At 64.8% G+C, this 12158-nt stretch carries 13 protein-coding genes; 6 read left to right on the plus strand and 7 right to left on the minus strand.

Translation table 11 applies throughout. From position 1 onward, the window contains the following. Positions 1-11: 11 nt before the first annotated feature. Positions 12-1760 carry a protein kinase family protein gene (locus tag PZL22_RS05070; protein ID WP_284718224.1) on the minus strand — a complete coding sequence of 583 codons (1749 nt, stop codon included), beginning with the start codon at positions 1758-1760 and terminating at the stop codon, positions 12-14. A 151-nt stretch (positions 1761-1911) separates the two neighbouring features. Here PZL22_RS05070 and PZL22_RS05075 point away from each other — a divergent pair, with 151 nt between their 5' ends. The 3 genes from PZL22_RS05075 (at position 1912) to PZL22_RS05085 (ending at position 4645) form a co-directional block, all read left to right on the plus strand. After that, the gene (locus PZL22_RS05075; RefSeq protein WP_284718225.1) at positions 1912-3015 is read left to right on the plus strand and encodes an inositol-3-phosphate synthase; all 1104 of its coding nucleotides are present in this window, start codon (positions 1912-1914) and stop codon (positions 3013-3015) included. After that, positions 3012-3611, plus strand: a complete 600-nt coding sequence (locus PZL22_RS05080; RefSeq protein ID WP_284718226.1) for a histidine phosphatase family protein — start codon at positions 3012-3014, stop codon at positions 3609-3611. Before PZL22_RS05075 ends, PZL22_RS05080 begins: the two co-directional genes overlap by 4 nt. A 71-nt stretch (positions 3612-3682) precedes the next feature. Next, positions 3683-4645, plus strand: a complete 963-nt coding sequence (locus PZL22_RS05085; RefSeq protein ID WP_003528627.1) for a glycoside hydrolase 5 family protein — start codon at positions 3683-3685, stop codon at positions 4643-4645. On the opposite strand, the gene PZL22_RS05090 is transcribed toward PZL22_RS05085, so the two are convergent. From PZL22_RS05090 to PZL22_RS05110, 5 genes are all read right to left on the minus strand, one after another. Next, positions 4558-5982 carry a Coenzyme F420 hydrogenase/dehydrogenase, beta subunit C-terminal domain gene (locus PZL22_RS05090; RefSeq protein WP_164828989.1) on the minus strand — a complete coding sequence of 475 codons (1425 nt, stop codon included), beginning with the start codon at positions 5980-5982 and terminating at the stop codon, positions 4558-4560. The genes PZL22_RS05085 and PZL22_RS05090 overlap by 88 nt on opposite strands. Then, positions 5969-7033, minus strand: a complete 1065-nt coding sequence (locus PZL22_RS05095; protein ID WP_284718227.1) for a polysaccharide pyruvyl transferase family protein — start codon at positions 7031-7033, stop codon at positions 5969-5971. Before PZL22_RS05095 ends, PZL22_RS05090 begins: the two co-directional genes overlap by 14 nt. Before the next feature lie 49 nt (positions 7034-7082). Then, complete coding sequence (locus PZL22_RS05100; RefSeq protein WP_284718228.1) at positions 7083-7358, minus strand: hypothetical protein; 276 nt, start codon at positions 7356-7358, stop codon at positions 7083-7085. Between the two features lie 73 nt (positions 7359-7431). Further along, positions 7432-7983, minus strand: coding sequence for a DUF1003 domain-containing protein (locus tag PZL22_RS05105; protein ID WP_248446166.1), 552 nt, complete (start codon positions 7981-7983; stop codon positions 7432-7434). A 127-nt stretch (positions 7984-8110) separates the two neighbouring features. After that, entirely contained in the window at positions 8111-8560 is a 450-nt protein-coding gene (locus PZL22_RS05110) for an SRPBCC family protein (protein ID WP_003528608.1), read from the minus strand. A gap of 186 nt (positions 8561-8746) precedes the next feature. Here PZL22_RS05110 and PZL22_RS05115 point away from each other — a divergent pair, with 186 nt between their 5' ends. From PZL22_RS05115 to PZL22_RS05125, 3 genes are all read left to right on the plus strand, one after another. After that, a complete protein-coding gene (locus PZL22_RS05115) occupies positions 8747-9805 on the plus strand; it encodes an adenylate/guanylate cyclase domain-containing protein (protein ID WP_284718229.1) in 1059 nt (352 codons plus the stop codon). A gap of 104 nt (positions 9806-9909) precedes the next feature. Further along, positions 9910-10620: a GntR family transcriptional regulator gene (locus PZL22_RS05120; protein WP_127614331.1), complete on the plus strand. Its 711-nt coding sequence runs from the start codon at positions 9910-9912 to the stop codon at positions 10618-10620. A 120-nt stretch (positions 10621-10740) separates the two neighbouring features. Beyond that, a complete protein-coding gene (locus PZL22_RS05125) occupies positions 10741-11703 on the plus strand; it encodes a dihydrodipicolinate synthase family protein (RefSeq protein WP_127614329.1) in 963 nt (320 codons plus the stop codon). 47 nt (positions 11704-11750) lie between these two features. Here PZL22_RS05125 and PZL22_RS05130 read toward each other — a convergent pair whose 3' ends face one another. Beyond that, positions 11751-12143, minus strand: coding sequence for a YkvA family protein (locus PZL22_RS05130; RefSeq protein WP_127614327.1), 393 nt, complete (start codon positions 12141-12143; stop codon positions 11751-11753). Between the last annotated feature and the right edge of the window lie 15 nt (positions 12144-12158).

Below are 12158 nucleotides of genomic sequence, written 5' to 3' on the forward strand. Positions count from 1 at the left end.
GCGACTCCATCCTAATCCCCGTCGATCCGGCGCCGAAGGAGCCTCGCATAGCGCGCGGCTGCGGCCTCCAGCCGGGGGACTTCCTCGGGGGCGGTCGCGGACTTTGCCGACATCCACAGGCCCAGCTGGAAAGCGAGATAGCAGATTTCCAAGAGCTCCATCAGCCCGGCATTCGGACTGCGCGACCAGCCTTCGGATACGGCCGCACGCAGCTCCGCCCGCTCCTCCCGCGTGAGGTCGAATTCTATGCTCGCTCCGGCAATGTCCCAGCCGATGTCCTGACAGCCGATGAGGTCATGGGCACTGCTGTGGTCGAGCGCGTCGGTCTTGAGAATGTGTCGCTCTCCTTCGACCAGCCATTCCCACCGGTGAAGCCGGTTGTCCGTATCGACCGGCAGGATCGTCGAATTGTATCGCTCCGCATCGCCGAACCTGGTCTTCAGCCGCGACGCTGCCGCTCTGCCCAATGCCTCTTCTGTGTTGATCACTGCCATCTCGCAAAGTTTGGCCATGGATGCCCCTTGCGCCGCTGGCGGCGGCAGGCTGTGCGCCCGGAAGGACAGGTATCGGCCGAGATGCGCGATGAAGGCCGGCCGGCGGAATTCCGGCGGCGCCATCGGCCTTGCGGAAACCCATTTCTGAACCAGAAAGCCATGGCACAATCCGGCGACCGGGGGCGTGAAGCCTGCCTCGGCGAGAAGGCGCGCCTTGACGAGCTTGCGCTGCCCAGCGTCGCCGAGTCCCGCAAACTTGACGAGCCACGGACCGTCGGCGGTGTGCGCCAGAAATTTCCGGCGTTCGAACCTGCCGTCCACGGGAGGCCAGCGATCGCCGGGAAGCGTCTGGCGCCACATGCCGGCTGAGACGTCTTCGAGCGGCTTCTCGAGCCGGCCGACGAGATGGGCGATCCAATCGGCGAGGTGGCGCGCAGAGTGGGACGGCCTGATCAGGAGATCGTCGACGTCGATGACATGGCGCGGCCTCGCCGCCCAGCGCTCGCGATGACGGCCGCAGGATTGCGGTCCAAGCCCGCCCTTGTGGCCGGGGAAGAAGTGAATGCGCCTGCCGCTGACGCCGTGATCCTCCAGCCAATCCGCGACGCATCCGAACGAGCTGCCGGAAAGGCCGGGTCCTTCGTCCACGATCGCGAAATTCGCCGCCCGGTCGCGCAGCAGCCTTTCCGCAAGTTGCGACGCGACTGCAAGCCGCCTTTGGAACGGATCGCCGATCGGCCGCAGCGTGACCGGAGGCGCGGCACCGATGGAAGCCGCGACAATCGCCGAGAGCGTGGTCCCGATGCTGCGCAGGCCGATCACCACCGTGTCGGCAGGAAGCCCGGAGCCTGCCGCGGCCTCGAGATAGCTCTCCGGGTAAAGAGCATAGAAGGCGTAGCCTTCCGGCTCGCGAATGCTGAGGGAAAGCGGTGCCTGGCTGTTTGCCAGCGACCTTGCGACACGGGCCGGCACGGCCACCGGGCCGGCGAAGCCCTGGCGCCAGGACCGGGCGACGAGCCCGGCAAGATCGAGGAGGAGGCACTCGCCCGTCTGGCGCGATGAGGAGATTTCGTCGGCTCCCATCTGCGCCAGTTCCAGATCGGCAAGCCCCTGCACCAGTTCCCCGGCCCTGAGCAGGATGGCGACGAGTTCGGTGTGGCGCTCGATGCCCGCCGGCTGGTGTCGGGCCGCATGCAGGCGCGAGGCGATCTCTGCGCATAGCATGTCGGCGTGCTCCAGGCGCTTTGCGTCACCGTATACGAGCATGAAGTTTCGCTCACTTTCCTGTTCGCCCCCTCAACGCGCTGCGGCTGAATTCGATCCGCGATGCGCGAGAAACGGGAGAAAGAAGAAGGAACCAATCGGTTGCGCGCGGGTTTGGCAAGCATTGTAGATACTGCGCAGGAGTAGTGGTGAGATGCGATCGAACTCCATTCGGGTCGGGCTGGTCGGTGTCGGCAATTGCGCGTCCTCCCTCGTCCAAGGGCTGACATTCTATCGCGACGCGAAGGAGGACGAGCCGGTTCCGGGGCTGATGCATACCAATCTCGGCGGATACCACGTCGGCGATATCGAGGTCTCCGCGGCCTTCGACGTCGCCGCTTCGAAGGTCGGGCGCGATGTCGCCGAAGCCATCTACGCCGCTCCCAACAACACGTTCCGCTTTGCGGATGTTCCGGCCACCGGCGTGGTCGTCGAGCGCGGCAGGACGCTCGACGGCATCGGCCGCTATCTGCGCGAGGAGATCGAGGAATCCGATGCGTCCGCCGCCGATGTCGCGGAGGTCCTGCGGCAGACCGGGACGGACGTGCTCGTCTCCTATCTTCCGGTCGGTTCCGAAGTCGCCACGCGCTGGTATGCGGAGCAGGCGCTTGCCGCCGGCTGCGGTTTCGTCAACTGCATTCCGGTTTTCATCGCCTCGGACAAGTCGTGGCAGCGCAAATTCGCCGAGCGCGGCCTGCCGCTCATCGGCGACGATATAAAGAGCCAGGTTGGCGCGACCATCGTGCACCGGTTGCTTGCCAACCTCTTTCGCGACCGGGGGGTGCGCATAGATCGGACCTACCAGCTCAATTTCGGCGGCAATACCGACTTTCTCAACATGCTCGAGCGGGAGCGGCTCGAATCGAAGAAGATTTCCAAGACCCAATCGGTTGTCAGCCAGATGGATATTCCGCTCGCGGCCGGCGACATCCACGTCGGCCCGAGCGATCACGTCCCTTGGCTTGCCGACCGCAAGTTCGCCTATATTCGCGTCGAGGGCACGACATTCGGCAACGTTCCCCTCAACGTCGAACTGAAGCTCGAAGTCTGGGACTCGCCGAATTCCGCAGGAGTCGTCATCGATGCGGTTCGCTGCGCCAAACTCGCAATCGACCGCGGCATCGCCGGTCCGCTGATTGCCCCTTCGAGCTACTTCATGAAATCGCCGCCGCAGCAGTTCACCGATGCCGAAGCGCGCAGACGCCTGGAGGAATTCATCGCCGGCGATACCGACGCACTCCTGGGGGCGGCCGAGTGACGACCACTTTCCTTCTGGTGCGCCATGCCGCCCATGACAGGGTCGGCTGCTTTCTTGCCGGGCGGACCGGCGACGTGCCGCTCGGCACCGCGGGCCGCGAGCAGGCTCAGCGGCTCGCGGCGCGTCTGGCCGGCGAAGGCATAGGCTCGATCTATGCGAGCCCGCGCAAGCGCACGCAGGAAACGGCCGCGGCGATCGCCGCGGCGTCGGAAGTCGCGGAGGTCGTGACCACGGAAGCGCTCGACGAGGTGGATTTCGGCGACTGGTCGGGCAAGACCTTTGACGTCCTCGATACGGACCCGCTCTGGCGCCGATGGAACGCGATGCGCAGCCTCGTGCGTGCCCCCGGCGGCGAGACGATGCTGGACGTGCAATGCCGGGCGGTGGGACTTGTCGCGGCACTTGCGCAGCGGCACGGCCAGGAGAAGGTCGCTCTGGTCAGCCACGCGGACGTCATCAAAACCCTGGTCTTTCATATCCTCGGCCTTTCCGCCGACGCCTGGCCGCGCTTCGATATCGCGCCTGCCTCCGTCTCGGTGCTGGTGATGGGCGATTGGGGCGCGAAAATCCTGACGCTGAACGAAAACGTGTCGTAGCCGGCCGGCCCGTCCGCCGGTGCCGCAAACGCGGGAGGCCGGCCGGCGTTTCCGGCAATTCGGAGGTACTCATGATCGAAGCCGCCATGATCTGGAACGAGCCCAACAACAAGTCGCATTGGGATCCGGAGATCGATCCGGACTGGAGCCGCTTTGCCCATATGGCAAAGCTGGCGGCGGCTGCGATCCGGGAGGTCAATCCCGGGCTCACGCGCGTGCTCGGCGGAATTTCGCCGATTGATCCGAACTTCCTCGCTCTGATGAAATCGCAGGGCGTGCTCGACCATGTCGACGCCGTTGCGGCCCATGGTTTCCCGCTCGACTGGAACCTCTGGCAGATCCATGAATGGCCGCAGAAGCTTGATGAACTGAAGAGCGTCACCGAACTGCCGGTCTGGGTAAGCGAGGTCGGCGTATCCACCTTCGGCGCCGAGGAGGTGCAGCTTTGGGGACTGAAGCGAACCGCCGAACTCCTGAAGGGCCGGGCGGATCGGATCCAATGGTATAGCCTCTACGACCTGCCGCGGGCCTGGCCGGCGACGACGCGACACCGGGAGGCCGAGGGCTCGTCCTATTACCGGCATTTCTACATGGGTCTTCTGCGCGAGGACGGTTCGCCGAAACTGGCGTTCGAGGAGTTTGCCCGCCACACGCCGGAGATCGGGCTCGTACAATGGTTCCATTTCGAGGACCCGCGCCTCGACGATGCCGTCGCCTGGATGAAGCGCCTCGGCGTCACATATCTGCGCACCGGGCTCTCATGGGCCGACCGCTTCCGGCCGAACGCGCTCGACTGGTTCGACCGCCAGATGGAGGCGCTCGAGGATTTCGACGTCACCGTCACCTACTGCTTCACGCCCGAGCACCGGGGGCTTGCCCCGCACCACACGAGCGCGCCCCTCGTTCCGGAGGAATTTGCCGAATTCTGTGCCGAAATGACGGCGCGCTATGCGCCCGCCCCGTCGTCCTTCGAGCCCTTGCGCCCGGGCCTCGCGATGGCGTCGACGAGCCTGCCGATCCAGCCGCGTGAATAGGTCACGCCCTGGTAGAGAGCGAGCATCGCCGACGCCCAGCGGAGATAGGCGGCCGGCATGTTCAGGGCTCTGGCAAGCCAGAAGACACCGTGGCTGTTTGCGCTTATCGCGCTGCGCAGCCAGTAGACCAGCATCCGCCGTGGGGGCAAGCCGCTCCACTTCGGCGCAACGCGTTTCCTCGGTCTTATGCCGTAACGCGGCCAGGCCAGCCGGAAGGCCAGCCCCTCCCGCCTTTGCCTGAAACCGGCAGCCTGCGTCTCCACGACGAAGGCACTGTCGACCGCGCTCAGTTCGAGCCTTCCCTCGTCGATCGCGTCGGCCACGAGCGCCTGCAGCAGGGGTGAGCGAACGACGACCACATTCGTTCCCCGGCCGTCGGACGAATAGGGCTCGACCCAGGCGTCGCCGAAGGAAATGTCGGCGGTTTCGGCCACCACGTCGTCGCAGAAATTGCAGGCGGAATTCTGGAAGAACCCGGCTCCCCAATCGCCGTCGACCAGATGCCACCAATCCTTGCTTCTCGTGCTTCCGTCCTTGAGCCGCAGATGGGCCGTGTACCAGTTTGCCGGTCTTGCGGAATCCTTCAGGCGGTAGTCGACGCCCGCCACGGCGTTCATTTCCGTGTCCATCTGCCAGGCGAAACTTTCCACGAAGCGGGTGCTCTTCATGTGTCCGCAGAAGAGGCCGAGGGTGAAGGCAAGGCGCTCTTCAAGCACCGGGTCGTTGAGGCAGAGGAGATGGATCGCCTTGATGAAGCAGGGAATCCCGACGACTGCGTAGCGGCCGGAATGCCGCTTCATTTCGGCGATGACGCCGGAGAGCTCCACCGGATAATAGCGCGACTTGGCCCCCTTGCGCAGGTCATCCGCGGTCCGCGAGACCTGATACTGGAAAAGACGTTCGCCGGCGCCTGAACAGGGAACCACATGCGCCACCGCGTCGACGAGGTTCCTCTTCAGAAGCTCCGCGGCGGTCCAACTGGCCATGCCGCCGGAGCTGCCGTCCGCTCGAAAGCTGCCTTCGCTGACATGGCCGACATAGGCTGCCTCGAAGCGGCCGATCCGCGGGTCGTAAAATCGCGCCGATCCGAAGCGCGCCTCGGCGATCTGGTCTTCGCTTCGGGCGTGGGGCGAAAAGGGGCACAGCTCGGCGAACCCGTCGGGGCGATAGGTAGCGGCCGGTTTGAGTTGGCCGTAGCGGTCGAGACGCATCGCGGCGCTGCCGCCCGATTGCGCCATGCACGTGCCGCAACCGATGCAAAGCCCGGATTTCGCCATCTGCCCCGGCGAGAGCAAGGCGCTGGCCGAGGCGGGTGAGGGGCGCTCAGGCGAGGACATCTGTCAGATAGGTCCGTGATTGCCGGCGGAGTTCGGCGAGCCTTCGCGCGATGGCCGGGCTCGGGGCTTCTGCGAGAAGTGTCTCGTAGCCGGTTTGCGGCGTCTCCTGCGACACCACGTGCCGTTCCGCGCCGGCGGTGTGCGCCAGATCGGCGATCTTGTTGGAACGATAGTCGGAAAGGACCGTGACGAATGGCTTGGCGTTGAGGAGGGAGAATATGCAGCCGTGAAAGAAATTCGTCGCGACGGCCTCGGCACCCGCCATGCAGGCGGCGAACTCGTAGGGGCCGGCATCGAGCCACTGCTCGTCCGCCCATTCGTTGCGATAGCCTATGCTGACGAGAGGCAGCGAGCGCGTCTTCGCCCAATGGCGAACCGCGTGCTGAAACCAGGACGGGAACGAATGTCCGTAGACGGCTATGTAGGGGCGCGAAGCCAGAGTATTCGGGCCGAAGGAAATCGTCTCGGGGAACTGAAGGCACGGGTCGAGGACGAGCGTCGCCTCGCGTCCGACATCCTTTTCGATGATCGCCCTCGAATTGTCGTCGCGGACTGAAATTCCATCGAACTTCCGCAGCCTTTCAGCCCAGTATGGTTCGAGGCCATTGGCCGCGGGGTGGTTTCCGAACGTCGCCGCGTAGGAAACGGTTCTCTTGGCCGAGAGCCCCTCCCCGTAGAAAAGCGAGCAACCGCCGTACCAGGGATGCCGCAAGTTCCAGACCTCGTCGCTGCCCACGACGACGATATCGCATTCTTCGGCGCCGGCCGGGGCGTCCAGCGTGAAGGGGGGACTCATCGGCACCGACGCCAGGGCGCTCTGAAATTTTCTGATCTTGGAAGCGTAGAGCGGAATGTCCGCGCGCGAGGTCCTCTCCGGCAGGAGCGGCTGCATCGCGCAGCGCCACTCGGCCCGGGTGACACGGGCGGAATGATGATCGAGGACAATGGGGTCGGTGCCGAGCGAACGAAGTCCGTGGACAAGAGATCGCGCCTGCCAGAACGATCCATAATTGATGCAGCGGTGGAAGGTCAAAACGCCGAGTTTTGCCAACGGCCTCTATCTCCTGACCATGGAAGCAGATCGCCGGGTCCAACCGGATTCAATCGAAGATGGTTCCTTTCGCGCCCTCATATTCGCGCGCAAGCTCCTCGATCGCTGCCGATGCCTCCTCGAACGCCCAACCGGCCGCCTCGGCCCGACGGGCGAGCGCCAGCAGATCGTCGGTCAGCTCCCCGCCCATCGCCGCCACGATGCTTTCCTGGGATGTCGCCGCCAGGTCCGAAACGGCCGGCCGCAGAGCGGCGATGCAGTCCATCTGGCGACCGGGATAGTCGGAAGCGCGTTGCGGACGGGAAATGGCTTGTGACTCCTCCATCTCGGTCTCCTTTTGCTGTCAGTCGTCAAATGACGGGCCCGGCCGATTGTTCCTGCGGCAAATGGGTGTGTTTCTAATCGCCCGATCGGACCTTCTGGTCCTCGAGCCGATTGAGGACCTCTTCGGGCGTGATCTCCTTGGTGAGTTCACGGATGTCCTCTTCACCGTCCACCTTCACGCCCAGCCGGTCGGCTATCTCACGAAGAAGCGTGAGCAGTTGCGTCGCCTCCTGCTCGGCAAGGAGCGAGATCTGCAGATTGAGGTCGGAGCGCTCGTCGTCCCTTTCAGCCATCCGGTTCTGGCTGATCAGAACGAAGGTGGAAATGAAGATCGCCTCCACCGAAGCAACCATGGCGAGGACGGCGAAGGTCGGGTCGAACACCGGTACGCCGGGAACCAGCTCTAGGTTTAGAGCGATCCAGGCGCCGAACGCCAGGACGTGCAAACCGACGAAAGTCATGGAGCCTGCGAAGTTCGTGATCGCCTGGGCGACCCTGTCGTGCGCCCTTCGCCCGCGTTCGTCTTCCTCGCGCCGCTTCAGGATGGCGTTTATGTTGCGCTCGAGTCTCGGCATGGTTCGAGCGGCGGACGACCTTTCCTCGGTGCTGTTCCTTCTCGATGGCATTCGAACACTCGCGACACATTGTGGACCGCCTTGTTGCCGGCGGCTACCGGCAAACACGTCAGGCTCCGCAAAGTTCCGCGCGAGAAGGACGAAGCGGAAGCTCCTTGGCCAGCGGCGGGGCCAAGGCTCACCCGGTCCGGCCGTGCCACGGGTCGGGCCCCGGGTCGCGTCCCGCGGCAACTTCCGAAAGCCGATCGAGATAGTGGGCCCAACCTTCGGCATGGCCGGCACATTGCTCGGCATTGGGCAGGCCCGAGTGGGTCAGCCGAACCAGCGTTCCATCCGGCTGCTCGATCAGGTCGATCTCGACCAGGCTCGAGCCAGGCGGCACGACATCGCTGTCGTCCCACCCGAAGCTGTAAGCCAGGCGGTGCACCGGCACCACCTCGCGGAAGGAGCCGCGGGCGAAGCGGGCCCCGGTTACATTGACGAGATAAAGCCCCTCGGGCTTCGGCTCGACATCGGCCTCCGTTCCCATCCAGCGCAGGATCTTCTCCGGGTCGGTAAGCAGGGCGAACACTGCCGCGGGCGGTGCCGAGACATGCGTTTCGCGGCGGACGACGAGAGCTTCTTGCATCGGACTCCCCTTCGGTTGCCATCGAGCGCCGGCGAGAAGGACGGCCGGGCGCCGGATCCGGCGGGAACGATCATATCCCGACGGGAGCGCCCGCGCCACTGCCTGCGGAGCCGGGGCGATTTTCGGACCGGTGCCGCGAGACGAGATCGGTTCACACATTTCCTGCAACTGCTCTATGATCAACGCATGAACCTGCCCGCACCCCTCGCATGGCTTCTGGACGAGGCCGGTACCTCGTCCGGCCCCGACCCGTTCCTGGCAGAGCTTGGAACCCGGCTCCTCGCCGACGGCCTTCCGCTGGCCGGCGGTGCCCTGACGCTGGCGGTGCCGCATCCGATCATCGCGCGGCGCACCTGGCTTTGGCGGGCGGAGGACGGCGCGGTCATCGAGGCGCTCGGCTTTGCCGAAGGGCCGGTCGACCATGCCGGGCGCGACTGGCTTGCGGGGTTGGGTTCGGTGCAGGAGGACTTGGTCGGCCGGACGGCAGAGAAGGTGGTGCTGGGCTGGGCCGGGACGCGGCAGTTCGATCCGGCCGAAGTCACGCGGTTGCGCCAGACCGCCCGCTTCGCAGCGGCGCCCTTGGCCGTCCTGGCCGAGCGGGCGACCCGCTCGGCGCTGCTCGAAGCCTATCTCGGCCGCCGCAGTGCTGCCCGCGTGCAGGCCGGGGCGCTGAGCCGCGGCACCGGAGAGAGCATCCGGGCGGCGCTGCTCTATGCCGACTTGCGCAACTTCACCGGCCTTTCCGAGGAACATGAGCCGGCCCGCGTGATCGCGGCGCTCAACGACTGGTTCGACCGGCTTGCAGGAGCGATACACGCCTTCGGCGGCGAGGTGCTCAAATTCATCGGCGATGGCGTGCTGGCGATCTTTCCGGTCAACGATTTGCCGGCGGAGGCCTGCGACCGGGCGCTGCGCGCGGTCGTTGCCGCCCGCGCAGGCATGGCGCATCTCGAGGGTCTGCGCCATGAACAGCAACTGCCGCCGTTGCGCTTCGGCGCGGCGCTGCATCTTGGCGAGATACTGTGGGGCAATGTCGGATCGATCGATAGGCTGGACTTCACCGCCATCGGTCCCGCCGTCAACCTGGTGAGCCGGCTGGAGGGGCTGTGTCGGCCGCTCGGGCGATCTGTGCTGATTTCGGGCGCGCTTGCCGCCGAGACCAGAACCCCGCTGGTGTCGCTGGGCGAACACGCGCTGCGCGGCATCGCATCGCCCTGCGCCGTCTTCACCCTGCCGGAAACCTGAAAGATTGTCGGTAAAACGGCCTGAAATCCGCGAAACGTGCGGAGGAGCCCGTTGATCCCACCGTCGCGGAGAAGTATTTCTTTTGTCGACAAGAAGGAGACCGCATGACCAACAAGGATACGGACACCAATTTAGCTCCCGAACGCAAGCGCGGTTCCGGCGTGAAGATGGTCTATGACCTCTTGCGGGACGAAATTCTCGATCTGGTTCTGCCGCCGGGCTGTCCGATCGACGAGGTGCAGCTTGCCGAACGGTTCAAGATGTCGCGCACGCCGATCCGTGAAGCGCTGGTGCGGTTGGCGGGAGAGGGGCTGATCGCTACGCTGCCCAACAGATCGACGATGGTGTCGAATATCGATTTCCTGAACCTGCACACCTTCTTCGACGCGCTGGTGCTGATGTATCGCGTCACGACGCGCCTGGCGGCCGAACACCACCGACCGGAGGATCTCGAGGTGATCCGCGCCCGTCAGGCGGAATTCGCCGCAGCGGTCCAGGCGCAGGATGCGCTGGCGATGATCGCTACCAATGCTGCCTTCCATTCGGCCATCGCCGAAGCAGGCCGCAATCCCTATTTCATCGGCCTGTTCAACAGGCTTCTCGACGAGGGGCGGCGGATCCTCAGACTCTATTATCAGTCCTATGACGACCGGCTGCCGCAGCGCTTCGTCGACGAGCACGAGGATATGATCGCCGTCATCGCCGCCCGGGACGCCGAGGCAGCCGATCGGCTGGCGCGCGCTCATGCCGAACAGATCGTCCAGCAGATCCAGAAGCTTTTTGCCCGTAACGACCGGCTCGAAATTGCCCTGTGATCTCAGGATAATTTTTGTCGACAAATAAAATACAAATGGTATTTTCATCCCGAAGCACAGACAGGGTTGCCGGCTATGGCGTCATGTCTCTGCCATCCGACAGCCCAAAAGGAGTTTGAAATGAAGGCCAAGATTTTTTCGGGCGTGATCCCAGCCCTGATGACCCCTTGCAGGGAAGACCGCACGCCCGACTTCGATGCCCTCGTCCGCAAGGGCAAGGCGTTGATTGCCGATGGCATGTCGGCAGTCGTCTATTGCGGTTCGATGGGCGACTGGCCGCTCCTGACCGACGCGCAGCGCATGGAAGGCGTGGAGCGTCTGGTAAAGGCGGGCGTCCCCGTCATCGTCGGCACCGGTGCCGTCAACACCGCCTTGGCCGTCGCGCATGCGGCGCATGCCCAGAAGGTCGGAGCGCAGGGCCTGATGGTAATCCCGCGGGTGCTGTCGCGCGGTCCCTCGATCGTGGCGCAGAAGGCGCATTTCAAGGCAATCCTGGCTGCCGCGCCGGACCTGCCCTCGGTGATCTACAACAGCCCCTATTACGGATTCGCCACCCGGGCCGACCTCTTCTTCGCGCTGCGTGCGGAGCATCCGAACCTCGTCGGCTTCAAGGAATTCGGCGGCAATGCCGACATGCGCTACGCGGCCGAGCACATCACCAGCCGTGACGACGGCGTCTCGCTGATGATCGGCGTCGATACGGCCGTCTTCCACGGTTTCGTGAACTGCGGCGCGACCGGCGCCATCACGGGAATCGGCAACGTACTGCCGAAGGAAGTGATTCACCTCTGCAACCTGTCGCAGGCCGCAGCCGCCGGCGATGTCGATGCACGCCAGCGTGCGCAGGAGCTGGAGCAGGCGCTTGCCGTGCTTTCCTCCTTCGATGAAGGGCCGGACCTCGTCCTCTATTTCAAGCACATGATGGTGCTGAACGGAGACAAGGAATACACGCTTCACTTCAACGAGACCGACGCGCTGACCGAAAGCCAGCGCGGCTATGTCGAGGCGCAGTTCAAGCTCTTCAACACCTGGTATGCCGAGTGGAGCAAGCTCCCGGGCGCCGTCGAAAAGTACAAGGCCTGATCGGGCCGGAGACGGAGGAGGCTCTCCGTCAGGAGGGCCTCTTCCTTTTACCGCACGGCGGCAGGGGCGCCAAGCGCCACCCACAAGAGCAGAGCTGCCAGCAGGACCCATATTGAAATGACCGCCACCAGCCCGGCCCGGCTCACCGGCCGCTCGGTGTGTTTCATTGCTGCGGCGCGCAGGTCCGCAAGGACATCGGCCGGGATGAGCTTCAGCACGACGATAATGCCGACCGGAACGAGGACCAGGTCGTCGAGATAGCCGAGGATCGGGATGAAGTCGGGTATCAGGTCGATCGGCGACAATGCATAGGCCGCGACCGCGCCCGCCGCCAGCTTCGCATACCAGGGCACACGGCGGTCACGCGCCGCCAGCCACAGGACCACGACGTCTCGCTTGATGCCCCTTGCCCATCGGCGTGCCCGTTCCAGCCACTTCACGTCTGAATTCCCCGC

It is taken from the genome of Ensifer meliloti, assembly GCF_030064585.1.
GTDB classification, from domain to species: Bacteria; Pseudomonadota; Alphaproteobacteria; order Rhizobiales; family Rhizobiaceae; genus Sinorhizobium; species Sinorhizobium meliloti.

Bases quoted from the DNA above. Each gene is read 5' to 3' on its own strand.
- PZL22_RS05070 (WP_284718224.1), bottom strand. From the start codon at position 1,760: ATGCTCGTATACGGTGACGCAAAGCGCCTGGAGCACGCCGACATGCTA.
- PZL22_RS05075 (WP_284718225.1), top strand. From the start codon at position 1,912: ATGCGATCGAACTCCATTCGGGTCGGGCTGGTCGGTGTCGGCAATTGC.
- PZL22_RS05085 (WP_003528627.1), top strand. From the start codon at position 3,683: ATGATCGAAGCCGCCATGATCTGGAACGAGCCCAACAACAAGTCGCAT.
- PZL22_RS05090 (WP_164828989.1), bottom strand. From the start codon at position 5,982: ATGTCCTCGCCTGAGCGCCCCTCACCCGCCTCGGCCAGCGCCTTGCTC.
- PZL22_RS05100 (WP_284718228.1), bottom strand. From the start codon at position 7,358: ATGGAGGAGTCACAAGCCATTTCCCGTCCGCAACGCGCTTCCGACTAT.
- PZL22_RS05105 (WP_248446166.1), bottom strand. From the start codon at position 7,983: ATGCCATCGAGAAGGAACAGCACCGAGGAAAGGTCGTCCGCCGCTCGA.
- PZL22_RS05110 (WP_003528608.1), bottom strand. From the start codon at position 8,560: ATGCAAGAAGCTCTCGTCGTCCGCCGCGAAACGCATGTCTCGGCACCG.
- PZL22_RS05115 (WP_284718229.1), top strand. From the start codon at position 8,747: ATGAACCTGCCCGCACCCCTCGCATGGCTTCTGGACGAGGCCGGTACC.
- PZL22_RS05120 (WP_127614331.1), top strand. From the start codon at position 9,910: ATGACCAACAAGGATACGGACACCAATTTAGCTCCCGAACGCAAGCGC.
- PZL22_RS05125 (WP_127614329.1), top strand. From the start codon at position 10,741: ATGAAGGCCAAGATTTTTTCGGGCGTGATCCCAGCCCTGATGACCCCT.